The sequence below is a fragment of the Rhodococcus sp. C3V genome, assembly GCF_029269915.1.
Taxonomy (GTDB): Bacteria; Actinomycetota; Actinomycetes; order Mycobacteriales; family Mycobacteriaceae; genus Rhodococcus_F; species Rhodococcus_F qingshengii.
This window is the reverse complement of the sequence record NZ_JARJBE010000001.1, coordinates 146,758-170,375: the sequence shown is the minus strand read 5'-3', so window position 1 is coordinate 170,375 and position 23,618 is coordinate 146,758. Positions and strand designations below refer to the sequence as shown.

General features: G+C 63.3%; 25 protein-coding genes and 1 tRNA gene. 9 read left to right on the top strand and 17 right to left on the bottom strand.

Features of this window, described 5'->3' with window-relative positions; all coding sequences use genetic code 11:
• Nucleotides 1-23: 23 nt before the first annotated feature.
• The 3 genes from P3G66_RS00895 to P3G66_RS00885 are packed head-to-tail and all read right to left on the bottom strand — an operon-like array spanning nt 24 to nt 2,913.
• Nucleotides 24-650, bottom strand: coding sequence for an LUD domain-containing protein (locus P3G66_RS00895; RefSeq protein WP_030536567.1), 627 nt, complete (start codon nt 648-650; stop codon nt 24-26).
• Nucleotides 647-2,167, bottom strand: a complete 1,521-nt coding sequence (locus P3G66_RS00890; protein WP_003940584.1) for a LutB/LldF family L-lactate oxidation iron-sulfur protein — start codon at nt 2,165-2,167, stop codon at nt 647-649. Before P3G66_RS00890 ends, P3G66_RS00895 begins: the two co-directional genes overlap by 4 nt.
• Entirely contained in the window at nt 2,164-2,913 is a 750-nt protein-coding gene (locus P3G66_RS00885) for a (Fe-S)-binding protein (RefSeq protein WP_003940529.1), read from the bottom strand. The genes P3G66_RS00890 and P3G66_RS00885 overlap by 4 nt, the downstream gene beginning before the upstream one ends.
• Nucleotides 2,914-3,011: 98 nt before the next feature.
• On the opposite strand from P3G66_RS00885, the gene P3G66_RS00880 reads away from it, so the two are divergent.
• Together P3G66_RS00880 and P3G66_RS00875 are read left to right on the top strand one after the other, a co-directional pair.
• Entirely contained in the window at nt 3,012-3,722 is a 711-nt protein-coding gene (locus tag P3G66_RS00880) for an FCD domain-containing protein (RefSeq protein ID WP_073512605.1), read from the top strand.
• A 52-nt stretch (nt 3,723-3,774) separates the two neighbouring features.
• A tRNA-Met gene (locus P3G66_RS00875) sits at nt 3,775-3,848 on the top strand.
• Nucleotides 3,849-3,945: 97 nt separating this feature from the next.
• Here the strand turns inward: P3G66_RS00875 and P3G66_RS00870 are convergent.
• The 8 genes from P3G66_RS00870 to P3G66_RS00835 are packed head-to-tail and all read right to left on the bottom strand — an operon-like array spanning nt 3,946 to nt 10,921.
• The gene (locus P3G66_RS00870; protein WP_276116076.1) at nt 3,946-4,572 is read right to left on the bottom strand and encodes a TenA family protein; all 627 of its coding nucleotides are present in this window, start codon (nt 4,570-4,572) and stop codon (nt 3,946-3,948) included.
• Nucleotides 4,569-5,321, bottom strand: coding sequence for a glutamine amidotransferase (locus P3G66_RS00865; RefSeq protein ID WP_276116075.1), 753 nt, complete (start codon nt 5,319-5,321; stop codon nt 4,569-4,571). The genes P3G66_RS00870 and P3G66_RS00865 overlap by 4 nt, the downstream gene beginning before the upstream one ends.
• Nucleotides 5,314-6,405, bottom strand: coding sequence for a phosphotriesterase (locus P3G66_RS00860; protein ID WP_228232250.1), 1,092 nt, complete (start codon nt 6,403-6,405; stop codon nt 5,314-5,316). The genes P3G66_RS00865 and P3G66_RS00860 overlap by 8 nt, the downstream gene beginning before the upstream one ends.
• Nucleotides 6,360-7,403, bottom strand: coding sequence for an ABC transporter permease (locus P3G66_RS00855; RefSeq protein WP_003939698.1), 1,044 nt, complete (start codon nt 7,401-7,403; stop codon nt 6,360-6,362). The genes P3G66_RS00860 and P3G66_RS00855 overlap by 46 nt, the downstream gene beginning before the upstream one ends.
• Nucleotides 7,400-8,170, bottom strand: coding sequence for an ATP-binding cassette domain-containing protein (locus P3G66_RS00850; RefSeq protein WP_276116074.1), 771 nt, complete (start codon nt 8,168-8,170; stop codon nt 7,400-7,402). The genes P3G66_RS00855 and P3G66_RS00850 overlap by 4 nt, the downstream gene beginning before the upstream one ends.
• A gap of 2 nt (nt 8,171-8,172) precedes the next feature.
• Nucleotides 8,173-9,180: a substrate-binding domain-containing protein gene (locus P3G66_RS00845; protein ID WP_019745494.1), complete on the bottom strand. Its 1,008-nt coding sequence runs from the start codon at nt 9,178-9,180 to the stop codon at nt 8,173-8,175.
• Nucleotides 9,177-10,076: a PfkB family carbohydrate kinase gene (locus P3G66_RS00840; RefSeq protein ID WP_276116073.1), complete on the bottom strand. Its 900-nt coding sequence runs from the start codon at nt 10,074-10,076 to the stop codon at nt 9,177-9,179. The genes P3G66_RS00845 and P3G66_RS00840 overlap by 4 nt, the downstream gene beginning before the upstream one ends.
• Nucleotides 10,077-10,078: 2 nt before the next feature.
• Nucleotides 10,079-10,921 (bottom strand): BtpA/SgcQ family protein, encoded by an 843-nt coding sequence (locus P3G66_RS00835; protein WP_003940276.1) that lies wholly within the window; start codon nt 10,919-10,921, stop codon nt 10,079-10,081.
• A 234-nt stretch (nt 10,922-11,155) separates the two neighbouring features.
• Here P3G66_RS00835 and P3G66_RS00830 point away from each other — a divergent pair, with 234 nt between their 5' ends.
• Entirely contained in the window at nt 11,156-12,181 is a 1,026-nt protein-coding gene (locus P3G66_RS00830) for a LacI family DNA-binding transcriptional regulator (protein WP_003939717.1), read from the top strand.
• Here P3G66_RS00830 and P3G66_RS00825 read toward each other — a convergent pair.
• The 4 genes from P3G66_RS00825 to P3G66_RS00810 all read right to left on the bottom strand — a co-directional run bounded on the left by P3G66_RS00825 (nt 12,142) and on the right by P3G66_RS00810 (nt 16,243).
• Nucleotides 12,142-13,224: a M20/M25/M40 family metallo-hydrolase gene (locus tag P3G66_RS00825; protein WP_054828142.1), complete on the bottom strand. Its 1,083-nt coding sequence runs from the start codon at nt 13,222-13,224 to the stop codon at nt 12,142-12,144. The genes P3G66_RS00830 and P3G66_RS00825 overlap by 40 nt on opposite strands.
• Before the next feature lie 26 nt (nt 13,225-13,250).
• Nucleotides 13,251-13,868: a sortase gene (locus tag P3G66_RS00820; protein ID WP_208690204.1), complete on the bottom strand. Its 618-nt coding sequence runs from the start codon at nt 13,866-13,868 to the stop codon at nt 13,251-13,253.
• Nucleotides 13,840-15,537 carry a hypothetical protein gene (locus tag P3G66_RS00815; protein ID WP_081558474.1) on the bottom strand — a complete coding sequence of 566 codons (1,698 nt, stop codon included), beginning with the start codon at nt 15,535-15,537 and terminating at the stop codon, nt 13,840-13,842. Before P3G66_RS00815 ends, P3G66_RS00820 begins: the two co-directional genes overlap by 29 nt.
• A 133-nt stretch (nt 15,538-15,670) precedes the next feature.
• Nucleotides 15,671-16,243: a peroxidase-related enzyme gene (locus P3G66_RS00810; protein ID WP_003940498.1), complete on the bottom strand. Its 573-nt coding sequence runs from the start codon at nt 16,241-16,243 to the stop codon at nt 15,671-15,673.
• A gap of 154 nt (nt 16,244-16,397) precedes the next feature.
• On the opposite strand from P3G66_RS00810, the gene P3G66_RS00805 reads away from it, so the two are divergent.
• Nucleotides 16,398-17,276 (top strand): AraC family transcriptional regulator, encoded by an 879-nt coding sequence (locus P3G66_RS00805; RefSeq protein WP_208690203.1) that lies wholly within the window; start codon nt 16,398-16,400, stop codon nt 17,274-17,276.
• Nucleotides 17,277-17,339: 63 nt separating this feature from the next.
• On the opposite strand, the gene P3G66_RS00800 is transcribed toward P3G66_RS00805, so the two are convergent.
• Nucleotides 17,340-17,987: a CoA transferase subunit B gene (locus tag P3G66_RS00800; protein WP_003940102.1), complete on the bottom strand. Its 648-nt coding sequence runs from the start codon at nt 17,985-17,987 to the stop codon at nt 17,340-17,342.
• A complete protein-coding gene (locus P3G66_RS00795; RefSeq protein WP_030536554.1) occupies nt 17,984-18,730 on the bottom strand; it encodes a CoA transferase subunit A in 747 nt (248 codons plus the stop codon). The genes P3G66_RS00800 and P3G66_RS00795 overlap by 4 nt, the downstream gene beginning before the upstream one ends.
• Before the next feature lie 171 nt (nt 18,731-18,901).
• On the opposite strand from P3G66_RS00795, the gene pcaH reads away from it, so the two are divergent.
• From pcaH to P3G66_RS00770, 5 genes are read left to right on the top strand one after another with little or no spacing between them, the layout of a single operon-like run.
• A complete protein-coding gene (gene pcaH, locus P3G66_RS00790) occupies nt 18,902-19,621 on the top strand; it encodes a protocatechuate 3,4-dioxygenase subunit beta (protein ID WP_007730015.1) in 720 nt (239 codons plus the stop codon).
• Nucleotides 19,614-20,255, top strand: a complete 642-nt coding sequence (pcaG, locus tag P3G66_RS00785; protein ID WP_209909986.1) for a protocatechuate 3,4-dioxygenase subunit alpha — start codon at nt 19,614-19,616, stop codon at nt 20,253-20,255. Before pcaH ends, pcaG begins: the two co-directional genes overlap by 8 nt.
• An 11-nt stretch (nt 20,256-20,266) precedes the next feature.
• On the top strand, nt 20,267-21,595 hold the full coding sequence (pcaB, locus tag P3G66_RS00780; RefSeq protein WP_050654574.1) for a 3-carboxy-cis,cis-muconate cycloisomerase: 1,329 nt from the start codon (nt 20,267-20,269) through the stop codon (nt 21,593-21,595).
• The gene (pcaD, locus tag P3G66_RS00775) at nt 21,592-22,773 is read left to right on the top strand and encodes a 3-oxoadipate enol-lactonase (protein ID WP_276116072.1); all 1,182 of its coding nucleotides are present in this window, start codon (nt 21,592-21,594) and stop codon (nt 22,771-22,773) included. The genes pcaB and pcaD overlap by 4 nt, the downstream gene beginning before the upstream one ends.
• The gene (locus tag P3G66_RS00770; protein WP_007730008.1) at nt 22,770-23,594 is read left to right on the top strand and encodes an IclR family transcriptional regulator C-terminal domain-containing protein; all 825 of its coding nucleotides are present in this window, start codon (nt 22,770-22,772) and stop codon (nt 23,592-23,594) included. Before pcaD ends, P3G66_RS00770 begins: the two co-directional genes overlap by 4 nt.
• The last annotated feature ends 24 nt before the right edge of the window (nt 23,595-23,618 follow it).

Sequence of the window (23,618 nt, the reverse complement as noted above, 5' to 3'; positions counted from 1 at the left end):
TCCGAGTTCCCGCTCGACGGGAATCAACCGTCGACGATGACGACGTGAAGATTCCTCGGACCATGGACACCTTCGACGCGCTCGAGTTCGATGTCGGAGGTCGCCGACGGGCCGCTGATCATGGTGGTGGGGCGCTCCGGTGTCAGCTTCGCAATCGCCTCCGGCACTCCCACTTCCACACTGCTGCGATACACGACGCAGATGTGTGTGTCCGGTACCAGTGTCAACGCACGGCGTCCCTGTGATGGACCGGCGTCGAGGAAGATGGTGCCGGTTTCGGCGCACGATACCTTCGAGCCGGTGACAACGGCGTCGAGGTTCTCGAGTTCAGGAGCCGGTACGTCCGGGCTGTCCACCACCAGCGTTCCGTCGAATCCGGCTACCCATGATCGGTCGAGGCCGGCGGGGATCCCCAGAGTGTGTAGTCCGTGCTCTCTCAGTATTCCGGCGACGGCCTCGGCGATTTCTGTTGCAGCGCAATGGTGAACGTGCGCCTTGTAGTCCACCAGACGGTCGACGAACAAATCGATGAGTTCCCCGTCGGACATGGTTCTGCCAGTCCGGTAGTTTCGCGGTATCTCGCCTTCGCGGGCGGGCGCCAAGGTGATGGCATCACGAATGCGTCCGAGCACCACTTCACGTGAATTCATCTGTCCGCCTTCCCGTCACGACGAGCCTCGTCCAATGCCGCGCGGCCTTCGTCGGAGTCCCACCAGGATCGGAAGGTCTGCTTGGGCGGTGCGGGAATGTCTCTGGCAGCTGTCCAACCGTTCAATGGAGGTGGCAACGTAGAGATCTTCCCTTTCCTGCCGGCCACGACGCGTCCGAGCCCGGCAGCTTTCTGAGCCAACGTCCACCGGCCCTCGGTCGACATCGCCAGAGAGGCGGCTTTCATCGCCAAAGACTCTGCTGTGACACCGGATTGCTCGACCTTTTGGTGACGCAATTCGACGAGCAGCGAGGGTATGTCGATCTTGACCGGGCAGGCGTCGAAGCACGCACCGCACAGACTCGAGGCAAAGGGAAGCGTCGAGTTGGGATCGTCTTTGCCATGCATGCCCGCGAGCTGCGGAGTCAGCACCGCGCCGATCGGTCCCGGATAGGTCGATCCGTAGGCGTGACCGCCGGTGCGCTCGTAGACCGGGCACACGTTCAGACACGCCGAGCACCGTATGCAGCTCAGGGCTTCCCTCCCGATCTTGTCGGCAAGCGCGGCAGTCCGACCGTTGTCGAGGAGGACCAGGTGGAACTCCTGTGGACCGTCGTCGGGCGTGACGCCGGTCCACATGGAGGTGTACGGGTTCATCCGCTCGCCCGTCGAGGACCGCGGCAGCAGTTGCAGGAAGACCTCCAGATCCTGATACGTCGGCAGAATCTTCTCGATGCCCATCACGGTGATCAGTGTTTTCGGCAGCGTCAGGCACATTCGCCCGTTGCCCTCCGACTCCACGACGGTCAGAGTGCCCGTGTCCGCGATGCCGAAATTGGCGCCGGAGACGGCGACCGGCGTCGTCATGAACTTGTGGCGTAAGAACTTTCGTGCAGCTGCGGCAAGTTCGGCCGGGTTCTCCCCGAGGTTCGGATCGACATCTGGCATCTCGCGAAGGAATATCTCCCGAATCTCGGACCTGTTGCGATGGATCGCGGGAACCAGGATGTGCGACGGTTTGTCATGGCCGAGCTGGACGATCAATTCCGCGAGATCGGTCTCGTAGGCGGTGATTCCGTGGGCTTCGAGATGCTCGTTGAGACCGATCTCCTGCGTGGCCATCGACTTGACCTTGATGACCTCGTCGGAGCCGGTGGCTTTGACAAGTTCGGTCACAATGGCGTTGGCCTCGTTGGCATCCGCCGCCCAATGCACCTGCCCACCGCGCGCGATGACTGCAGCTTCGAACTGTTCGAGCAGTTCCGGCAACCGCGCCATGACGTCGGCCTTGATCGCCGAACCCGCATCACGCAGGTCTTCCCAATCGGGAAGCTCTCCAGTCACGTTGATGCGCTTGGCACGGATGGTGTGCGTCGCCTTGCCGATATTGCGTCGCAGTTGCGCGTTGGCCAGCTCGTGATGTGCTGCGACGGGGAATTTCTCAGTACCTCGCAGGAACCCTGCACCCTCGGGCGACCTCGGCGGGAAGCTGGGCAGACCCAGCGTCACAGCGCTCATGCGTGCACCCGGCTTTCCACCGACGCCAGAATCTCCGCGAGGTGAATGGTCTTGGCGCCCATCTGCAGTCGCGACATACCGCCGCCGATATGCATGAGGCACGACGAGTCTCCGGCGCTGCAGAATTCGGCGCCGGTGTCCGCAACGTGGCGAATCTTGTCCGCCAGCATGGCCGTCGAAGTCTCCGCATTCTTGATGGCGAAGGTGCCGCCGAATCCACAGCAGGAATCTGCTTCGGGGAGTTCGACCAGATCGATGTCGCGGACGTTGCGCAGCAACTGAAGTGGCTTGTCCCCCACCCTCAACATGCGCAGTGAGTGACAGGTCGGGTGATAGGTGACTCGGTGCGGGAAGTACGCGCCCACATCGGTGACCCCGAGAACGTCCACGAGGAATTCGGAAAGCTCGTACGTCTTTGCCTTCACGGTCTGCACCTGTCCACACAGCGACGCGGTGCCGTAGCGCTCGGCGACGATCTCGTGTTGATGACGGACCGAGCCGACGCACGACCCCGATGGTGCGACAACGGCGTCGATCGACGCATCACCGAAGGTATCGGCGTAGTTCGCGACCAGCGGTAGTGCGCCCGGCTGATAGCCGGTATTGACGTGCATCTGCCCGCAGCAGGTCTGCCCGGACGGAAACACGACGTCGTGCCCGAGACGGGTGAGCAGGAGGGCGGTGGCCTTGACGGCGTCGGGAAACATCGTGTCCCCGATGCAGGTGGCGAACAGCGCTACTCGCATGTGGTTCCCCGCAATCTGTCGGTGTGGTCTGACCACAGTAATACATCCCCGGACAGGCCACCCCATAAACGGCGTCCACCCGGTTATGCTCTTGCCTCATGCCGACCGAGCCGAGCCCGCGAGCGTGGGAACAAGTACTGAGCCACCTCGAACGTCGGCTCGTTTCAGGCGAGGTGTCTCCTGGCCAGCGCCTGCCGGGAGAGAGAATTCTGGCAGCAGAGTTGGGCGTCGGACGGTCATCGGTCCGAGAAGCGTTGCGGGTCATGGAAGCACTCGGCCTCCTCAAGGCGCAGACTGGCTCCGGCCCGACGTCCGGCGCGATGATCGTGGCCAAACCGACCGGCGGTATGACCATGCTGATGCGGATGCAGGTTGCAGCACAAGGCTTTCCGGTCTCGGATGTGGTGAAGACACGACTCGTACTCGAATCCGAGGTGATGCAGTCCCTGGCATCGCGGACCCCGGCACCCGACCTCCGCGCGGCCGTCGAACTGCTCGACTCGATGGAGGACGCAGCTCTCTCGGCCGAGGAATTCTTGCTACTCGACGCACAGTTCCACGTGGCGCTCGCCGATGCGGCGGGCAATCAGGTGATCGCAGCCATGATGACCGGCCTGCGCGAGTCCATCGAGGCCTACGTTCTCGCGGGCGTCCAGGTCGACAGCTGGCCGAGCACCTGCATGCGACTGCGTGACGAGCACCGAGGATTGGTAGATGCGGTCAACGCGGGTAACGGCGAACTCGCACGTCAGCGCATAGTCGGCCACATCCGCGGTTACTACTCGGAAAGCGCCCACTCCGGCCGGTGACAGGGGTGGTAATTGCGCCTCCAGAAGTCGTGTACTGTTGGTTTCACACCGACGCGGGGTGGAGCAGCTCGGTAGCTCGCTGGGCTCATAACCCAGAGGTCGCAGGTTCAAATCCTGTCCCCGCTACAAAGAAGAGGCCCGTAGGTTGCGAAAGCGACCTACGGGCCTTTTGCTGTGCGCCTTTATTAACCGCCGGGGGTTAATAAAGGCGCACAGCAGTACCTCACACCACCACGTTGTGAAAATCGATCTCTGCGACCAGCATGCCCGAGAACCACCGATCCAGGTCCTCGTCGCTCACTGACCTCGGCATGGCGTCCACTTCGCACGCCAGCACCGCCACCTGGGACACGAACGGCGGAGCGACATGCATGTCCACCCAGTCCTGCAACGCTGGTTCGCGATCTACCTTCACTGCCGCCGCCTCCCGGCACCACGACAGATACAGGGTTTCCGCGGCGTACATACCAACCAGGGCCGCCGCCCTCCCCTCTTCGCGAGCGAGGGTCAAGGCATGCGTGGACAGCACGGCCGACTCCTCGACCAGCGCCGCTGCGTCACCCTCATATGGGAAGCGGGAACGCAACTGCGCGAAGTACTCGCGCTGTTCGCCCACCAGGTTCGACATCGACGTCACGTGGTCGAGCGCGTCGTCGAGCGTTGGGGATTCGGCGACCACCAACCCCAACACCTTGACGGCCGTCAGTACGAATGCCTCTTCGATCACGAGGTACCGGCGGAATCCCTCATCACTCAACGTCCCGCCGATGGTGTCCTCGATGAATGGAACCGCCCGCGCGGCAGCGAGATTACTCTGCTGCCGCGCGAGCAGGTCTGAGGAGCGACTCATTCGCCGGCGACCCAACTGATCAAGCCGTCGAACAGGTCGGTGTATCCGGGCCACTGCTCACAGAACTCCGGCGGAGCCCAGTGCGGCGAGCAGTCCGAGGTGAAGACGATCGACCGTCCGGCGCCGTATTCACCGGCAGCGACAAGCGGATCGCCGTTGATGGTGGCGGGAACCACGGCACCGGCCTTCGCGACGACGCGGTTGTATCCCAGGAGCGCCGGCCAGGAATCGCCGGCACCACCGAGAGCCGGGTGAGCAGCATCGACGACGGTGGGAACGATCCCGGCCGGTGTCTCGACGCGATCGTCCTCGGCCAGCATCGTCACGGGCAGTACCTCGGCGATCGCGGTCTGGCGGAAAGCTGCTCGCGCCTGGAACCCGGAGAACGAGAGGTAGCCACCGATCATCATCAGTGAGCCTCCGGCGTTCACCCAGTCACGAAGCGCGACAAGACGATCCTCGCCGGCGCGGAACTGGTCGAACACGCCGGGAGCCAGCTGCAGCGAGTTCGCTCCGATGTCGGAGAGAACGACGACGTCGAACTGGGACAACGCTTCTGCGGTACCGGGGAACTGCGTCGGCACCAGGTGTGCGGGCATGTGTGTCACGTCGTGGCCACGTGAGGTGAGCGCATCCCGAAGCGGACCGACACCCTCGACGTAGGAATGGACACTGAACTCGTCGACGCCCTTGACGTGCGTCGACGTCGTCATCCAGCTCTCGCCGGCGATCAGTACTCGTTTACCCATGACTGCTTCTGTTTCCTTTCGCGGCCTGCTCGAAGAGCGACCTCGGGTTGTCTCGCATCAGTGCGGACACTTGCTGGGGATCTACGCCTGCGCGCACCAATCGGGCGGCGAAGGCGAGTGGTACGTAGGAGAATCCGTTTCCGCCGTGCTTTCTGAGCATTGATTTGAGGAAGAGGTCGTGACTGAGCAGGAGCTGTGATGCGTGACCGGAGGTGACCAATCCGGCTACCGCAGTGGCTGTTTCCGCCGGATGCGGAGAAAGACCCTCGCCGGGGAAATCGAAAGGCATCCCGATCATGTCGAACTCGAGAAAGACACCGCGGTCGGCGAGCGATCGTTGGTAGTCGGCGTCGTGTCCGGACGGGTCCATGTGGCACAGGACCACTGCTTGCGGATCGACGCCCATCTCGTCGACCACGATGTCGACGACGTGATGTCCCACGCGCTGCCAGCCCGGAAGGTGGACGAACAGGGGCACGTCCACCTCGCGCTGGGCGATGCATGCCGCCCGCAACGCTTTCGCCTCGTTCTGAGTGAAGAGCGGGGAGACTCCGATCTCCCCGATCACGCCAGGAGCCAATTCCTTTGCCGGATCGAACTCCTCGACGAGCGAACCTGCCAGATCGTCGACACCGAGTTCGTGGACCTCGACCGGATGGGTCGTCTCGAGGTACCACCCTGAACCCATGATCACTCGCACGTCTGACTTTCGCGAGAACTCCGCCAGCTTCTCCGGTGCCCGGCCCAGTCCCGGCGGTGTCAGATCGACGATCGTCCGACCACCGAGGCGGGCGAAGTCCGCAAGGTCTTCCACCACGGCCGATCCGTCGTCGACTCGACAATTGTCGAGACTGTAATACGGATTGTCGTGAAGAAGCCAGGCATCCTCGGCGCGTACCGGACCGGCCAACCGCTGTGCCACAACCGGATCCGGGGCCTCGGTGTACGCACCGGTGACGTCGTTGTGCAGATGTTCGTGTGGGAGAACCAGTCCGAGTTCCGAGCTGTCCACGGTTCCCGTGACAGTACGAACCTTGCTCATGAGCGTGCAGGCCCCGACGGTGCGGACTGCAGGTGTCGCCACAGCGCGCTCAGTGTATGTCCGCGCATGTTGATCCAGATGGCCAGTAGCAGAACGACACCGGTGATGATCGGCGTCAGGAACGGGCTCACGCCGAGCAGGGTCAATCCGTTGGCGATGATTCCGGTCAGGACGGCGCCGATGACGGTACCGATCACGGTGCCGCGACCGCCGAAGAGATTGGTGCCACCGAGAACCACCGCGGTGATCACGGTGAGCTCGAATCCCGTTGCGGAGTTGGCCGAACCCGAGCCCAGTCGAGCCGCGATCAGCAGTCCCGCGATACCGGCAGCCAAGCCGGTGAAGACGAGCGTCATCATGAGCACACGACGCGTGTTGACGCCGGACCGTCGCACGGATTCGACGTTGGAGCCGATACCGGTGACATAGCGCCCGAAGCGCATGCGGTTGAGCGCAATTGCTCCGATGACCACGACGACGAGAGCAATCCAGGCGCTGGCGGAGAACCCGAGGAACTCAGCAGTTCCGAGCTTCGCGAAGTAAGTGTCGGCAGGAACCGGAACGGAGAATCCTTCGGTCCGATACAGCGCGATACCGCGAATGACGGACATCGTCGCCAGAGTCACGATGAACGGCGGAATACCCTGATAGGCAGCGAGCCATCCGTTGACCAGGCCCCAGGCCGCACCCATCACCGGGGCGGCGACGAAGACCAGGGACGAATCGACGCCGGCCTGGATAAGCTCGGCACTCATCGCCGCGACGAACGCGACGATCGCACCGACGGACAGGTCGATCTGACCTGCCGTGATCACGAAAGTCATCGCCACCGCGATGATCAGAACCGGAGCGATCTGGGTTGCCAGGTTCGACAGGTTCGTGAATGTCAGGAACGACGACGTGGTCGCCGAGAAGACGGCTGCGACAGCAACTGTCACCGCCAGCATCGCGAGGGTGGGCTTGTTGACGCTGTCCCACAAGGAGGGTTTCGCGGCGAGCTTGCGCTCGATCGGCGCCTGGGTCTTCTCGAGAGTGGTCATGCCGTGGCTCCCTGTGTTGCTGCCGATGTCCGTTGCGGCAGCGGAGTTCGAGTGATGAGTCCGACGAGGGACTCGATGTTGAGGTCGCCGATCGGAACGTCGTCGACACTCTGCCCCTCGTACATGACCGTGATTCGGTCACACACGCGGAACAGGTCCTGCAGGCGGTGTGTCACGAGAATGACGCCCACGCCGGCCGCTGCGACGTCCGTGATCAGCTTGAGCACCGACTCGACCTCGGCGACGGCAAGCGCTGCGGTGGGCTCGTCGAGGATCAGTACGTCTGGGCGGAAGGAGACTGCGCGGGCGATCGCGACGGTTTGCCGCTGTCCGCCGGACAGTTGCCCGATCTCCTGGTAGGTCGACTTCACCTTGACATGCAGGTCGGCAAGAATGTGAGCCGCCTTCTCGTGCATGGCATGCCGGTCGAGGAAGGGGCCTTTTCGCGGTTCTCTGCCGAGGAACAGGTTGCTGGCGACGTCCAGCGTGTCGCACAGAGCCAGATCCTGGTAGACGATTCCGATCTTTTTCTGCTGGGCGTCGAGAGGCGTCGAAAAGCGCACTGGTTCACCGTTGACGCGCATTTCGCCGCCGTCGTGCTGAACCGCACCGGCGAGAATCTTCATCAGAGTGGACTTACCGGCGCCGTTGTCGCCGACCACTCCGAGTACTTCACCCTTCGCCAGCCGAAGGTCCACTCCTTGAAGGGACTTCACCGGTCCGTACGACTTGGTGATGCCCGAGAGTTCGATCAGTGGAGGTGCCATGATTACTTCTCCAAGTAGTACATGTAGTCGGCCACGTTCTCCGGGGTCACGATCTGGGTGGGAACCGGGATGTTTGCCGGAGCGCCGCGTCCGCAAGCCAGGTCGATTGCCGAATTCATTGCCTCATGGCCGAATTCGAAGGTGTTCTGCTGGACCACGCCTTTAAGCCAACCGGCTTTGAGTCCGCCTACCGCCTGATCCGAAAGATCCCAACCGACTGCTTCGATGCGATCCTGCGCCTTCTGACTGTTGACCGCCGCGACGAGACCGATCAGTGCCGGCTCACCGGTTGCGTAGACGTACTTCATGTCGCCACCGCCGGTCAGCAGGTTCTCCGCCGCGGTCTGTGCGTTCTCCTGAATGTTACGTCCGTCCACGACGGTGCCGACGGTCATTCCGCGGCCGGTCACGGTCTCCGTGAAGCCCTTCTGCCGCTCCAACTGAACAGTGCTGTTGAGCGCGCCGACGATACCGACCGTTCCGGTGTTGTTCGCGACGTCGGCCAAGGTGTTTCCGATCTTGGCACCACCCTCGGCGTTGGCCGTACCGACCTGAGTCGACAGTGCCGGATCGTCGATGGTCGCGTCCACCGCGACGACGGGGATGCCCGCGTTCTTGGCCTTGACCACCGACGGCTTGATTCCGTCCGTGTCGATTGCATCGACGATGATCGCGTCGACTCCGGCGGCGATCAGATTGTCGAAGGCGTTGGCCTGCGCGACGGAATCGTCGTTGCCGCTGATGATCTGCAGGTCGACGCCTGCCTTGTCCGCGACGTTCTTCGCGGCATTGTTGATCTGGTTGAAGTACAGCGCCTGGAGGTTGATGGTCACCAGACCGACCTTGAGCTTGCCGTTCGTCCCGTCACAGCTTTCGGCGACCCGGGTCGGCTGCGGGATGGACGAGCCCCCCGATGCGTCCTTCGAGTCACTCGACGAAGCCGAGTCACAAGCGGTGAGCGTGAGCGCGACTGCAGCTCCCAGCGCCAGAGGCAATGCACGTTTCATCATCGAGTCTCCCAAAGGGTGTGAGGGGTCAATGTTGCTGTGAAGCTGTCCAATTCATCTCGGGTGGGGCATCCGCGGGGGCCTGCGGTGGCGCAAGCCAATGCAGCCGATGCCCCGGCGAGTCGTGCGGCGTCCACCGGTGAGCGCCCGGCGTCGACAAAAGCGATGTACGTACCGCCGAAGCAATCACCGGCCCCGACGGCATCGACGACGTCGACCACTACTGCCGGTTCGCTCGTCACCTCGCCGTCCGGTGTGGCCAGTGTCCAACCTCGCGAGCCGTCGGTCACCAGCAGGTGGGTGTGGTGCTCGGCGGCCAGAGTCTGCCACTGGTCGAAACCGATCCCGAACTCGCCTTCCCACAGGGCACGCCCTACGACGACGTGGTCGGCCAGAGCGAACGCGCGCAGTGCCGCGGCTTTGTTTTCACAACCGTCCAGATCGATTACCAGACTTACGCTTCCCGGCAATCCCTCTGGCAGGAAGCCCGCACGGTATCCGTCGAGGAACAGCCGTCCACCACCGGCAGCAGCCAATCGGGTGATGACAACCCCGATTCGTTCGGCATCGTTCGGGTCGTCCTGGCTGATGATTGAGCGATCGCCGTCCTGCGCGATGAGAACAACTGCCGTCGACAGGAACGCATCTCGCGGCGACCAACTGGTGTCGACGCCGTCTGCCTCGAGGGATTCGAGAAACTCGGTGGACCGCGCGTCCGGGCCCACGGCACCGGCAAAGATCACTTGCGCGCCCATTCTGGCCGCGGATACCGCAGCATTTGCATTCATTCCACCGTCGATCTGACTGATGGCCGTTGCCTGAACGCGCTCACCGAGTACCGGTACGTGTGGGACATGTACCGTCACATCGTTGTTGGCGTATCCACAAAAGACAATCATGGTTACTTTCCTGCGGCCCGGGACAGTTCGCGGACCTTCTCGCCTGCGACCCGTCCCCACCAGCGTCCATTGTCCTTCACCGAGGATGCAACTATGGCGCCGTCGCATTCCTTCATCAGCGCTGCGACATTGGCAGCCGTGATGCCGGATCCGATGATCACGGGAAGAACGGTGTTGTCTCGGATCACGGAAACCTCGTCGACCGAAGCGGCGTCACCGGTGCGCGAACCCGTCGCGATCAGAACATCTGCGTCGAAGAACTCGGCGTCTTCGGTCTGTTCCGCGACAGTGCGGTCCGCGACAATGGCATGCGCACCGTGCTTGACGTGCACGTCAGCGAAGATCCGGACCGGGTCGGCGCCGATGCGATGGCGGAAGCGCGTCGTCTTGGCGGCCTGGCCCTCGATGAAGCCCTCATTGGCAATGTAGGCATTGGCCCACTGATTGACGCGCACAAAACTCGCGCCTGCCGCCCACGCTGCGGCCACTCCGCACTCGCCGGCGTTGGACAGGATGCTGACGCCGACGGCCTTGCCGAACTCGCCGACCACCGCTGCCGTGATGACTCCCATGCTCGCGGCGGTTTCGTATCCGTGTTCGCCGGGCTTGAGGAACGGTATGTCCCAGTGATTTTCGACGATCACCCCGTCGAAACCGTTGTCGACATACGCGTGTGCTTCCTCGACGGCGAAGCGAGCAATTTCCGAAACCGGCTGCCCGGTGTAGTGCGGGCTGCCCGGCAGGGCCGGGAGGTGAATGGCCCCGATGAGAGATGGCGTGCCGGTGAACATCTCTGCCAGCGCCGAGGGCTTGGGCGGAAAGACTCCGAGCGGTGATGCGGTCACTTCAGCTACCCCATTCCATGCGCAAGATTTGCGCTGTATGTCCATGCACAAGATCTGCACACGATGTAATCGATTGCCTTGATGAATTAGCAGGTTATGCGATCAACACCGGGTTGTGTCAAGGATTTCACAATTCGAATTTGTAAACGATTGCCTCAATCGCGTTACATGCGGGACACTGGACCGTGCGGTTCGATAACCTCGGACCCGAATCGAGCAGAAAACGGGGGACGCATGCGCAAGGCGACCATTCGCGATGTCGCGGAACTGGCCGGGGTGTCGACGGCCACCGTGTCGCGGGCACTGTCCGGCTCCCGCCCTGTCTCGGACGAGCTTGCAGCGACGATCAAACGAGCCGCGGATTCTCTCGGATACTCGGGAAACATCATCGCCAGCTCACTGCGTCGCAATCGGACGGACACCGTCGGAATGGTGGTTCCGAGTATCGCGAACCCCTTCTTCACTTCGCTGGTGGTCAACGTCGAACACGTCCTCGCTCGGCGCGGACTACAACTGTTCCTGTGCGATTCTCGTTCCGATCCCGACGTGGAAGCGCAGCGACTCAAGTCGCTCGTCTCCCGGCAAGTGGACGGAATCATCATCAGCCCGTGCCACGGCGAACTGAGTGCCGAAGCCGTCCGAGCCAGCGCGGCAACGCTTCCGGTCGTTCAACTGGACCGGTTTGCAATGGATACCCAGACGGACTGGGTCGGCGTCGACGACGACGCCGCTCAATCCCTGGTGATGGAGCATCTGTCCGAGCGTGGCGCGCAATCAGCCGCCTTCATCAGTTCCGAGCTGACCAATTCGTCAACAGAACTTCGCCGGGCCGGCTTCTTCCGCCACGCGGATCGAATGGGCATCGAAACTCGTGACGAGTGGACACAACTCGGCGAGTACTCGATCGAGTGGGGGCGCACGGCATCCAACATCATCCTGACCGGCAAAACTCGCCCCGACGCCCTGGTCTGCGCCGACGACTTGATCGCACTTGGCGTGTTGCAGACGTGTCACACATTGGGCATCGACGTTCCCGGCGACGTTCTGGTCACCGGTTTCGACAACATCCCATTCTCCGAATTGTGCAACCCGCCGTTGACCACCGTCGGGCAGCCGCAGGAAAGAATCGCGGAAGAAGCTGTGCGACTTCTGGATCAGGCGATGAACAACTCTTCCGAGTCGACAGCCCACATCGCGCTTGCTCCTGAACTGATTGTCCGTCAGTCCACCGTCGGCCAAGCGGCGGCAACCGCACCGTAAGCAGCGATCGCATCGTCCAGTTCGGAAACCTTGACGCTTTCGTTGGCCGCATGCATCAGCGAGGGAGTGCCAGGGCCCCAGATCACGACGGGAGCACCAGGGGCGGCGGCGGCCAGTACCGAAGCGTCGGTGAAGTACGAAACCGGTTCGGTTGCAACAGGGATAGGCAAGGTAGCCAACCACGGATCCGACGCGTCGGTACGCACACCTCCCAGATGAATCGACGTCTCCACCGAGTCGACTTCTGGTTGGGCTCGCCACCACGCGAGCAGGTCGGCGCCGTCTCCCACCGTGCGGTGATCGATCACCGCACGTGCACTGTCCGGCACGATGTTCGGAGCCGAACCCCCGCCGACCAAGCCGAGGTTCCAGGTTTCGGCACCCAGAAACGCGTCGGACGACAGCGGAAGCTCACGCCGGGCTCGGTCGACGACGTCAAGCAGTTTGAGGACGGCGTTGGTTCCTCGCTGCGGCGTACTCCCGTGCGCGGCTTTTCCTTTGACGGACACTTCGAGCCACAGTGCGCCGCGGTGCCCCAGGTTGATGCGATTGCCGGTCGCCTCGGGAACGATGACGGCCCCGACCTCGAGATTCGCAACGGCGTCGGCCGAACGAACAGCCCCGAGCGATCCGATTTCCTCGTCGCTCGTCAGCAACAGCGCGACCGGGACTCCACGTTCGAAAGCGTCGACAACCGCGGCAGTAGCGGCAACAAGGCCGGCCTTCATATCCGATGTCCCTCTGCCGAGGAACAATTCGCCGTCGACCTGTGCGGCGTACGGGTCGAACTCCCAGTCGGAGACAGTGCCCACTGGCACCGTGTCCACGTGGCAGGCGAACAGTAGTCTCGCGGCCGAGGGTGCAGCTTCGTTGGTGATCAAGGCCCAGGGATGATTGCCGGTCAGGTCTGACTCCACCTTCGCCTGTGGCGCACGTGAGAGAACCAACGAGACAATCGAATCCATCGCCCGCCGTTGAGGAGCTGCCTCCCCCGAGACCGTGTCGAGAGCTACCAGTTCCGAGAGAAGTCCGAGGGAATCCATGTACCTATTCTTGCACTGCCACGGATTCAGCGCGCTGCCAGCTGGGCGATGACAACGTAATTGTCGTCGGTCGACTCTCCTTCGACGACATCACAATTGGCGAGGATCAGCCGTCCCGGAACCGATTCGCGCAACTCGTGAGCGCCCAGCAGCGAACCTTTGTGCAGCGGTCCGACTGTTTCGACGTCGTACTCAAGCGTGCCGTTCGGTGTACCCAGGAGAATTCGATCGCCCGGCTCCACTACCCGGAGCGCCCGGAACGGTGCTTCGCGAGTGGTGTAGTTGTGGCCGACCACGACAACTGTTTGTGTGGTCGACGTTCCCGGCATTCCGCTTTCACCCCACCACACCGGCAGTTCGTCGACGGGATTCAGTTGCTGCCCACTCTCGCCGCCGCGCATCAGTTTCTCCGAGTGCAACGGACTGCTCAGGTACGTGACCCCGGACGCAGACCTCAACTCGATCCTCTCGGGTTCTGCCGGATCGACGGTCACCGAAGCCGGTGCAGCCGCGATATGCGACTGCACCGGCGAGCGGTCAGGTAGCGATCCCGCGTTCTCGCCCGAACATCCGGATACGAGGAGGGCGAGGATCGCTACCGCCGAGAGGCCGGCGCTACGCAGACGTGTTGCCCGGGCCGTCATGACGCTTGCGACGAACAACCACCGTCGTAGCTGCTGCGGCGGCAGCGCCCACGACTCCGACGCCGATCAATACAGCCGGCAGGTTGGAGTTGCTGCTACCGCTGGTGCTGCTGCTTGCGGTGTCACCGAGAGCAAGGTCGACCGGGGGCAGGCTTCCGGCGAGCGCCGGATCGCCGTCGGCATCGGTGACGTAGTAGTCGACGACGTCGAAGGCTCCCTTGTTGTTGTAGTAGCCGACCAGCTTGACGCCGGTCTTGTTCACTACAGCGGTGGTCTCGTCGACCTTCGTGACCCCGGAGCCGTCGTCAGTGTGCTCACCGATGATCACTTCACCGCCGACGCCTGTTCCGTTGTCGATCTCCTTCTCGCCCTTTGCCTTGAGCTCGTCGACGATCTTCTGCGCTGCATCCGCTTCGGCCTTTGCGGCGGCTGCAGCGGCCTGAGCTTCCTTGGCCTTTGCTGCCGCGGCGTCGGCTGCGGCCTTCGCGTCTTCGGCGGCCAGGTAGAGATCCTGCGCCTTCTTGCTCGCCGCTTCGGCAGCTTCGGCCTTCTTGGCGGCTTCGGCAGCCTTTTCGTCGGCGATGGCTCGCTTGTCGGTGGCAGCCTCGCCCGCAGCATCGGCTTCGGCCTGGGCCGTCTCCGCGGCCTTCTGCGCAGCGTCGGCATCCTTCTGCGCGGAAGCCGCAGTAGCCGCCGCTTCATCTGCGGCCTTACGAGCGGCGGTAGCAGCTTCTACCTCGGTGGCAGCTGCGGACTCGGCTGCCTTGGCCGTGGTTTCAGCGGCGGTGGCCACCTTCTGAGTTTCCTTGACGGTGATCGCGAGCTGCTTGGCGTTCCAAGCCGCGGCCAGCGCCTGAGCCTTAGCGACGGCTGCCTTCGCGAAATCCCAGTTCTTGAAGGCTTCCTCGGCTTCCTTGTTCTTGTCCGCAACCAGCTTGGCGTTTGCATCCGCGGCAGCCTTCGCCTCATCGGCCTTGGCCTGCAGAGCATTAGCCTCGGCGCGCGCCTTTGCTGCCTCTTCGGTCTTGGGCCCCGAACCGGCGGCCTTCGCAGCCTCCTCGAGTTCCGCAGCCTTGGCTGCGGCCGCGTCGGCTTCTGCCTGAGCTGTTTTTGCTACCTCCTTGGCATCGGCCGCCGCGGACTCCGCAACCTTGGCCGCCTCTTCGGCTTCCTTGGCAGACTGTTCCGCGGCCCCGGCCTCCGCCTTGGCCTTGGTCGATTCGACCGCCGCCTTGGTTGCCTCGACGCTCGCCTGGGTCATTGCCTCGGTCGCCTTCACCGAAGTGTCTGTCGCTGCGGACGAGTCGACCCCTGCCGTCGCGGCTGCTTCGGCGGCCTTCGCTGCCGCGTCGGCAGCTGCCTTGGCTTTTGCTTCGGCTTCCGCCAGTGCTGCAGCGTCCGTACCAGCGGTTTCGGCACTGCCCGTGCCGGCGACCCCGGCTTCAACCTTCTCCGGCGTGGTCTCGGTGCTCGTCGCCGCGTCGGCGTCGGTGGTGGCAGCTGCCTCTTCCTCGGCGCAGGTCACCAGCGGATCAGCGCTCGGGGTACACACGGTTTCCGGCTCTGCCGATGCAATTCCCGTGCCGCCCACCGCCAATCCGAGAGCTAGTACGGCACCGGCGGCCGCAGAGCGGACCCTCCGAGAATGGGCGATGGACTTCTCCGACATAGCGCTCAACCTTTCGGCCTTCTTTACGAAGACGGCAATTCCGGCGTGGACAGCCTTTACTTCGTCGGCTGACTTCCAGACGTTACGACCGGTCGGTCCGAAAAATTGAGAGGTGCTGCTCTACCCGCAAGAATCAGGACCGCGGAACGCGCCCCATCAGGTAGAACTCCGGATTGGGCAGCATGCCGGAGAAACTCGCCATGCGATTGCTGAGCCCGAAGAATGCAGTGATCGCGGCGATGTCCCACGCGTCCTCGTCGCCGAAGCCGTGCACACGAAGGGCGTCGAAGTCGGCGTCGGCGATTTCGTGCGAGGCGGAGTTCACCTTGGTGGCGAAGTCGAGCATCGCGCGCTGACGATCGGAGATTTCTGCGGTGCGATAGTTGACCGCAACCTGGTCGGCAACCAGCGGCTTCTTCTCGTAGATACGCAGAATCGCGCCGTGCGCGACAACGCAGTACGTACATTTGTTGGCCGCAGAGATCGTGGTGACGATCATTTCTCGATCACCCTTGGTGAGTGCGGAATCTTCCTTGAGCATGATCGCGTCGTGGTATGCGAAGAATGCCCGGAACTCGGCTGGGCGCCGAGCGAACATCAGGAAGACGTTGGGCACGAACCCCGACTTCTCCTGGATCTCGAGAATCTTGGCGGCGATGTCCTCGGGCACCTCGGTCAATTCAGCCTGCGGAAAACGGGTGCTCACTGTGCCTCCTGGTCAGCCATCGATGTTCGATTCAAGATAATGATGATTAACTGAGTTGTCCAGATGCATTTCCTGCCCTACTTTTTCGGGCACGGATAGTCGGGTACGGCCCAAGTGATCTGCGTAGCGTGAAACCCGTGAACAGGAAGACACGATGATCGACGGACTGAACCGCGCGCTCGACTACATCGAAAGCAATCTGAGCGGCGAGATCGAGACAGCCGAGATGGCAAGGCTGGCAACCACCTCGGAGTATCACTTTCGGAGGATGTTCTCGGCCCTGGCCGGCATTCCCGTATCCGAATACATCCGTCGACGTCGACTCACCCTGGCTGGTGCCGAGTTGTCCGTCAGCAGATCAGGAGTGTTGGAGACCGCCGTGAAGTACGGCTACTCGTCCGCGGAAGCCTTCACACGAGCGTTCACCGCATTTCACGGCGTGAGCCCCGGCGCGGTCAAACGCGCTCCCGCCGTTCTCAAATCCCAACAGAAACTTGTCATTCACGTGACACTGGAAGGAGCCACACCGATGGACTACATGCTTGTGGACAAACCTGCCCTGACGGTAGTCGGGTTCAAGACCCGGGTTCCATTGGTTCACGAAGGTCCCAATTCTGCGATCGAAGATTTCACCCGCTCCGTGGACAAGGTTGCGTTGCGAGGGTTGCGCGAGCTCTCCGATCAGGACCCGGCGGGAATCGTCAGTGTCGTCGACAATTTGGCGCCTCCCAGAACCGAAGGCACAGAACTGGATTACTACCTGGGAGTGGTCACCGGCAAACCTTCACCCACGGGTTTCGATCTGCTGACGGTCGACGCACACACGTGGGCCGTCTTCACCGCCGACGGGTCGGAAATCGAATCTGTGCAGTATTTGTGGCGAGATATCTACACGGAATGGTTCCCTGCCAACCCTTTTCGCTCCGTACCTGGTCCCGAGATCATGCGTACCGAATACAACGACGATTTCACCGTCGCACGGTTCGAGCTCTGGATTCCGGTCGAGAGCGAGCTGAGCGACGTCGGGGCGTAAAACAGCCGCCAGGTCGGATGGAAGTCACGACCCGGCGGCTGAGCCATCAGATGAAACAGACTGTCAAAGAATCAGTTTCGCTCCGGTAGCAGCAACCACGTCCTCGACGCTGATGCCCGGCGCCGTCTCCACCAGGCGGAGACCGTCGTCAGTCACGTCGATCACGGCCATGTCGGTGATGATTCGCTGGACGCAGCCCTTACCGGTCAGCGGAAGCGAGCACTTCTCGACGATCTTGTGCTCACCCTTCTTCGAGACGTGCTCCATCATCACGATGACGCGCTTTGCGCCGTGGACCAGATCCATCGCGCCGCCCATGCCTTTGACCATGTGGCCAGGGATCATCCAGTTCGCGAGGTCTCCGGTGGCACTGACCTGCATGGCACCGAGCACGGCAACGTCGACCTGGCCGCCGCGGATCATGCCGAACGACGCTGAGGAGTCGAAGAACGACGCACCGGGGAGAACGGTGATGGTCTCCTTGCCCGCATTGATCAGCTCGGGATCGAGTTCGTCCTCGGTCGGGTACGGCCCCACGCCCAGAACGCCGTTCTCCGAGTGCAATACAACGGTGATGTCGGTCGGGAGGTAGTTCGGAACCAGCGTCGGCATACCGATGCCGAGGTTCACGTACTGCCCGTCCTCGAGTTCGCGCGCGACGCGGGCCGCCATCTCTTCGCGGGTGAGTTTGGTGGGTAGTACAGAAGTCATGCTCGTACCGTCCGATTCTCGATGCCGACCGTCACGGGGCCGACGTGGACAACACGCTGAACGTGAATGCCCGGCGTGTGGATCTCGGCGGGGTCGAGCTCACCCGGCTCTACGAGGTGCTCGACCTGCGCAATGGTGATGCGCCCCGACGTTGCTGCAGCCGGATTGAAGTTCTGGGTACTCGCGCGGTAGACGAGGTTGCCGTGCCGGTCACCTTTCCAGGCATGGACCAGTGCATAGTCGGCGACGATGCCGCGCTCCATCACGTAGGTGACGCCGTCGAAGTCACGAGTTTCCTTGGGCGGACTGGCAACTGCGATGCCGCCGCTGCCGTCGTAACGCAGTGGCAGGCCGCCGTCGGCGACCTGGGTGCCGACGCCGGCCGGGGTGAAGAACGCGGGGATGCCCGCTCCCCCGGCGCGCATGCGCTCGGCGAGCGTGCCCTGCGGCGTGAGTTCGACTTCCAGCTCACCGGAAAGGTACTGACGCGCGAACTCCTTGTTGGAGCCGACGTACGAGCTGACAGTACGACGGATACGCCCCTTCTCCAGAAGCACTCCGAGCCCGAACCCGTCGGTGCCGCAGTTGTTGCTCACCGTTTCGAGTGATGTCGCGCCCTGCTCGAGGAGCGCATCGATGAGGATTTCCGGCACTCCGACGAGCCCGAAACCTCCGACAGCGATCGTGACGCCGTCCGGCACGTCGGCGACGGCCTCGGCAGCAGTGGGAATGACTTTGTCCATCATGTCGATCACAGTAGCGCGACCCGTACGTATTGTGAACCCCCGTCCGCATAACGAACATTTTTCGCCCCCGGCATTGCCTGGGTCACATCTACGAACTATTCTGTTCGCAGAGCGCAACACATGTACACATTGCGAACAACTTCACGTAACCGAACGACGAGGTTCCCTATGCTGCATCTACCGCCGAGGTACCAGCGGCCGACTGGCGTCAACGCCCCGGCCGATTTCGCGGACTACAAGACGACTTCCCTTCGCCACCCGAAGCAGCCGCTGAAGCTGCTCCCCCAGCGGCTCACGGAGCTCACCGGGCCGGTATTCGGCGAGGATCGCGTCGGCGCCGGCGAAAACGACCTGACCATTGCCAACGGCGGCGAAGCACAGGGACAGCGCATCGTCGTTCACGGCCGCGTACTCGACGGCGACGGAAAACCCGTCCCCCACACACTGCTCGAGGTGTGGCAGGCCAACGCCGGTGGACGCTACCGCCACACCGGCGACAACTGGCCCGCGCCGCTGGATCCGTTCTTCAACGGCCTGGGTCGCTGCGTCACCGACGCGAACGGCCACTACAGCTTCACCACGATCAAGCCGGGCGCCTACCCGTGGATGAACCACGACAACGCCTGGCGACCGGCACACATCCATTTCTCGCTGTTCGGCACGGCATTCACGCAGCGCCTCGTGACGCAGATGTACTTCCCCGACGATCCGATGTTCTTCCAGGACCCGATCTACAACGCGGTACCCGAAGCAGCACGTCACCGCATGGTCAGCGTCTTCGACTACGACGCCACAGTCCCCAACTGGGCTCTCGGGTTCCGCTTCGACATCGTCCTGCGCGGCCGTAACGCCTCCGTATTCGAGAACGAGGAAGACCACGATGACTGATCACACCGCGAAGCCCGCACCCACTTATCCGGTCGTCCCCGGCGACTTCACCACCGCCCCCTTCGGTGTCACGCCCTCTCAGACCGTCGGGCCGTACTGGCACATCGGCCTCCCCTGGACGGACGGCCCCGACGCCGCTCCCGCCGATACCCCCGGACGAATCACGCTGGCCATCACGGTGATCGACGGCGCCCGTACACCCGTCGCCGACGCGATGATCGAAACATGGCAGGCCGATACACTCGGACGCTTCAACCATCCGGACGATCCCCGTGGCGCAGTGGAGCTCACTCCGGCTGGTTTTCGCGGATTCGCCCGCAGCGCAGCGGATCCCACGGGCACTGCATTGGTCCACACTGTCAAGCCCGGTGCGCAGCCCACTGAAACGGATGCGGACGAGGCCCCACACGTGAACGTGTCGGTCTTCGCTCGCGGCATGCTCGACCGCCTGGTCACCCGCTTGTACTTCCCCGAAGACGCCGACGCACACGCAACAGATCCGGTGCTGTCCTCACTGAGCGAAACCGAACGCGCGAAGTTGGTTGCAACCAAGGTCGACGGTGGGTACTCCTGGACGGTCTATGTTCAGGACGAGGACGCGAACGGCGTCGAGACGCCCTTCTTCGAACTGTAAGAGGAGTACACATGCCCACTCGCGGCGCACTGTTCGACCCGGTGTTCGGGGCCACCCGCGTATCGGAGCACCTGTCCGACCAGGCGTGGGTCACCGCGTTGCTCGACGTGGAGGCCGCACTGAGTTGTGCGATGGCCACCGTCGGATTGGCGGACGGGGAACATTGCGCCGCGGTGGCTGCTGCTGCGGCCGAACTCTCACAACCGGGCGGTCTGGACATCGTGGCGCTCGGCCGCGCGTCGGCCGCCGGCGGAAATCCCGTCATTCCGCTGGTGAAGATGCTGCGCGAAAGGGTCGGACAGGAAGGTGTGCCTGCCTCCGTGGTGCACCCGGGCGCCACCAGTCAGGACATCATGGACTGTGCGCTGATGCTGTTGACGCGACGCGCGGGCGCGGTGGTTCTGGCCGACCTGACCCGCGCCGCCGATTCCGCCGCCCACCTCGCCCGCCTCCATCGCTCCACTCCGATGGTCGCGAGAACTCTGGGCCAGCAAGCACTTCCGACCACTTTCGGCCTTCTGGCCTCGAGTTGGTTCACCGCACTCGACGCCGCCGCGATCCGCCTCGAGATCGTGCTGTCCACGTTGCCGGTTCAGTTCGGCGGCGCCGCAGGCACACTCGCTGCGTTGTATCCCGATGGGCTCAGGATCGCCGATGCACTGGCAGACGAACTCGGCCTGGCCAGGCAGGTCACTCCCTGGCACACCGACCGCGTGACCATCGCAGAACTCGCGACCACGCTCGGTATCGTCGCCGGCGCTGTTTCCAAGCCCGCCACCGACATCACCGTCATGGCGTCCACCGAACTCTCCGAGGTCGCCGAAAGCGCTCCGGGCGGCTCATCGGCCATGCCGCACAAGCAGAATCCCGTCGCGGCCATCACCGCCCGCGCAGCAGCGCGACGTGCTCCCGCACTGGTCGCCACAGCCCTGTCGAACATGGATCACGAATTCGCCCGCGCTGCAGGCCCCTGGCACGCCGAGTGGGAAACCGTCACCGATCTCCTGCGTCTGGCAGGCGGAGCGGCGCACCAACTGTCCGTGAGCCTCACCGGCCTGCAAGTACACACCGAGTCGATGGCTCGCAATCTCGACATCACCGGTGGCCTGATTCTCGCCGAGCGTGTCACCAAGGCCCTGTCCGCACACACTGATCGAGCGCGCGACATCGTCACCGCGGCAGCCACTTCCGGAACCAGATTGGATCGTGATCCCGCCATCGCAGAGCACCTGAGCGAAACCGAGATCGCCGAACTACTCGACCCCGCACACTATCTGGGCCACGCCACCGATCTGGTCGACCGCGCCCTCGCCGAACGCCCCACAGGAGGATCTCGATGAGCGTCGCGCTCAACTTTCAACAGACCGGCAATCTCGATGCCCCGGCAGTGGTTCTCCTGGGTTCACTCGGATCCGATCTGTCCATGTGGCAGCCGCAGATTCACGCGCTGTCGAATCGCTACCGCGTCATCGCCGTCGACCATCGCGGCCACGGCAAGTCACCGGTGCCTACGGGCCCCTACTCAATTGCCGATCTCGCCGGCGATGTCATCGCTCTCCTCGATTCGCTCGAACTCGAGTCCGTACATCTCGTCGGGCTCTCCCTCGGCGGCGCTGTCAGCCAATGGATCGCCGCGCACCACCCCACTCGCGTCGAGACGTTGACATTGATGTGCACGTCCTCGCAGTTCGCCCCGGCTCAACCGTGGATCGATCGTGCTCGGGCTGTCCGTGCGGACGGTATTGCATCCATCGCGGCCGCCGTCGTCGGACGCTGGTTCACGCCGGGACTGGCCGAGAACGATCCGGAGCTTGTCGCCCGTCACGTCGCGATGGTCGAAGCCACACCCGACGAGGGCTATGCCGCCTGCTGCGAGGCGCTTTCGACGTGGGACGGCCGCAACGACCTGGCCCGCATCGTCGCTCCGACGCTCCTCGTCGCGGGCGAGCAGGATCCGGCGACGCCTCCGTCGACGTTGGGTGCGATCGCCGACGGCATCGCCGATGCGGTACTGCACGTGGTCGATCCGGGCGCACACCTGGCCAACGTCGAACAAGCCGGGCGCGTCACCAAACTACTTGCAACGCATATTGCCTCGCACACATCTGCGCTCGCCCAACGTAGCGCCGCCGTGTCGGCCGGCATGACCGTACGACGCCAGGTGCTCGGCGGCGCCCACGTCGACCGTTCCATTGCCGGTGCCACCGAGTTCACCGCCCCTTTCCAGGACTTCATCACTCGCACGGCGTGGGGTGACATCTGGGCGCGCCCCGGCCTCGATCACCACACCCGCAGGCTCCTCACTCTCGCGATCCTCACTGCCGTCGGCAACGAACACGAACTCGACATGCACATTCGCGCTGCGCTGCGTGCCGGGATCGATCCCGACGAACTCGTGGAAGTATTTCTCCATACCGCGGTCTATGCGGGTGTGCCGAACAGCAACTTGGCTTTTGCGCTGGGAAAGCAAGCACTCGCGGACCTCTCGGCCGAACCTGAGGAGAACGAGACAACATGAGTGAGAACAGCAGCGAGCAGGCGCCGGGACCGTCCCCGGACTACGTGCAGTCGCTGGCCCGTGGGCTTTCCGTCATCAAGGCTTTCGACGGTGAGCACCCGCGTCGCACCCTCAGCGAGGTTGCCCGGCACACCGATCTCACGCGTGCGACTGCTCGCCGCTTCCTACTCACGCTCGTCGAACTCGAATACGTACGTACTGACGGTTCGGTGTTCTGGTTGACGCCCCGTGTCCTCGAACTCGGCTACAGCTACCTCTCCAGTCTGTCCCTTCCCGAGATCGCCGGGCCGCATCTGGAAGCCTTGTCCGCCAAGGTCCGTGAATCCACGTCCGTGTCGATCCTCGACGGTGACGACGTCGTGTACGTGGCTCGTGTTCCGGTCAGCCGCATCATGACGGTGTCCATCACCATCGGCACGCGCTTTCCCGCGTACGCCACATCCATGGGTCGAGTTCTGCTCGCCGGCTTGCCGGACGACGCACTGGACGCCTACCTCGCCCGAGTGTCCTTCGCCCGCCTGACCGGCAAGACCATCTCCACCGCCGACGGACTGCGTGCCGAACTCGAGAAGATTCGCGCCGACGGGTTCGCGATTGTCGATCAGGAACTCGAAGAGGGTCTGCGCTCGCTCGCCGCACCCATCCGGGACGCGACCGGTGACGTGGTCGCGGCCGTCAACATCTCCACCCAAGCCGCCCGCTACAGCGCCGAAGCTGTTCGCGGTGAACTGGTTCCGGCCGCAGTCGCCACTGCGGACGCCATCTCCGTCGATCTCGGACGTACTCAGTCGTCCAACAATCACTCGGCTGCCACCCGCTGACCGAGCAGACCCAAGGAAGAACCA

What these genes read in the sequence shown, in the direction of transcription:
- P3G66_RS00870 (WP_276116076.1), bottom strand. Translation starts at nt 4,572, where the DNA reads ATGAGTCGCTCCTCAGACCTGCTCGCGCGGCAGCAGAGTAATCTCGCT.
- P3G66_RS00825 (WP_054828142.1), bottom strand. Translation starts at nt 13,224, where the DNA reads ATGGATTCCCTCGGACTTCTCTCGGAACTGGTAGCTCTCGACACGGTC.
- P3G66_RS00815 (WP_081558474.1), bottom strand. Translation starts at nt 15,537, where the DNA reads ATGTCGGAGAAGTCCATCGCCCATTCTCGGAGGGTCCGCTCTGCGGCC.
- P3G66_RS00890 (WP_003940584.1), bottom strand. Translation starts at nt 2,167, where the DNA reads ATGAGCGCTGTGACGCTGGGTCTGCCCAGCTTCCCGCCGAGGTCGCCC.
- pcaD (WP_276116072.1), top strand. Translation starts at nt 21,592, where the DNA reads ATGAGCGTCGCGCTCAACTTTCAACAGACCGGCAATCTCGATGCCCCG.
- P3G66_RS00855 (WP_003939698.1), bottom strand. Translation starts at nt 7,403, where the DNA reads ATGACCACTCTCGAGAAGACCCAGGCGCCGATCGAGCGCAAGCTCGCC.
- P3G66_RS00865 (WP_276116075.1), bottom strand. Translation starts at nt 5,321, where the DNA reads ATGGGTAAACGAGTACTGATCGCCGGCGAGAGCTGGATGACGACGTCG.
- pcaG (WP_209909986.1), top strand. Translation starts at nt 19,614, where the DNA reads ATGACTGATCACACCGCGAAGCCCGCACCCACTTATCCGGTCGTCCCC.
- P3G66_RS00800 (WP_003940102.1), bottom strand. Translation starts at nt 17,987, where the DNA reads ATGACTTCTGTACTACCCACCAAACTCACCCGCGAAGAGATGGCGGCC.
- P3G66_RS00885 (WP_003940529.1), bottom strand. Translation starts at nt 2,913, where the DNA reads ATGCGAGTAGCGCTGTTCGCCACCTGCATCGGGGACACGATGTTTCCC.
- P3G66_RS00880 (WP_073512605.1), top strand. Translation starts at nt 3,012, where the DNA reads ATGCCGACCGAGCCGAGCCCGCGAGCGTGGGAACAAGTACTGAGCCAC.
- P3G66_RS00845 (WP_019745494.1), bottom strand. Translation starts at nt 9,180, where the DNA reads ATGATGAAACGTGCATTGCCTCTGGCGCTGGGAGCTGCAGTCGCGCTC.
- pcaH (WP_007730015.1), top strand. Translation starts at nt 18,902, where the DNA reads ATGCTGCATCTACCGCCGAGGTACCAGCGGCCGACTGGCGTCAACGCC.
- P3G66_RS00895 (WP_030536567.1), bottom strand. Translation starts at nt 650, where the DNA reads ATGAATTCACGTGAAGTGGTGCTCGGACGCATTCGTGATGCCATCACC.
- P3G66_RS00770 (WP_007730008.1), top strand. Translation starts at nt 22,770, where the DNA reads ATGAGTGAGAACAGCAGCGAGCAGGCGCCGGGACCGTCCCCGGACTAC.
- pcaB (WP_050654574.1), top strand. Translation starts at nt 20,267, where the DNA reads ATGCCCACTCGCGGCGCACTGTTCGACCCGGTGTTCGGGGCCACCCGC.
- P3G66_RS00805 (WP_208690203.1), top strand. Translation starts at nt 16,398, where the DNA reads ATGATCGACGGACTGAACCGCGCGCTCGACTACATCGAAAGCAATCTG.
- P3G66_RS00820 (WP_208690204.1), bottom strand. Translation starts at nt 13,868, where the DNA reads ATGACGGCCCGGGCAACACGTCTGCGTAGCGCCGGCCTCTCGGCGGTA.
- P3G66_RS00850 (WP_276116074.1), bottom strand. Translation starts at nt 8,170, where the DNA reads ATGGCACCTCCACTGATCGAACTCTCGGGCATCACCAAGTCGTACGGA.
- P3G66_RS00795 (WP_030536554.1), bottom strand. Translation starts at nt 18,730, where the DNA reads ATGGACAAAGTCATTCCCACTGCTGCCGAGGCCGTCGCCGACGTGCCG.
- P3G66_RS00840 (WP_276116073.1), bottom strand. Translation starts at nt 10,076, where the DNA reads ATGATTGTCTTTTGTGGATACGCCAACAACGATGTGACGGTACATGTC.
- P3G66_RS00830 (WP_003939717.1), top strand. Translation starts at nt 11,156, where the DNA reads ATGCGCAAGGCGACCATTCGCGATGTCGCGGAACTGGCCGGGGTGTCG.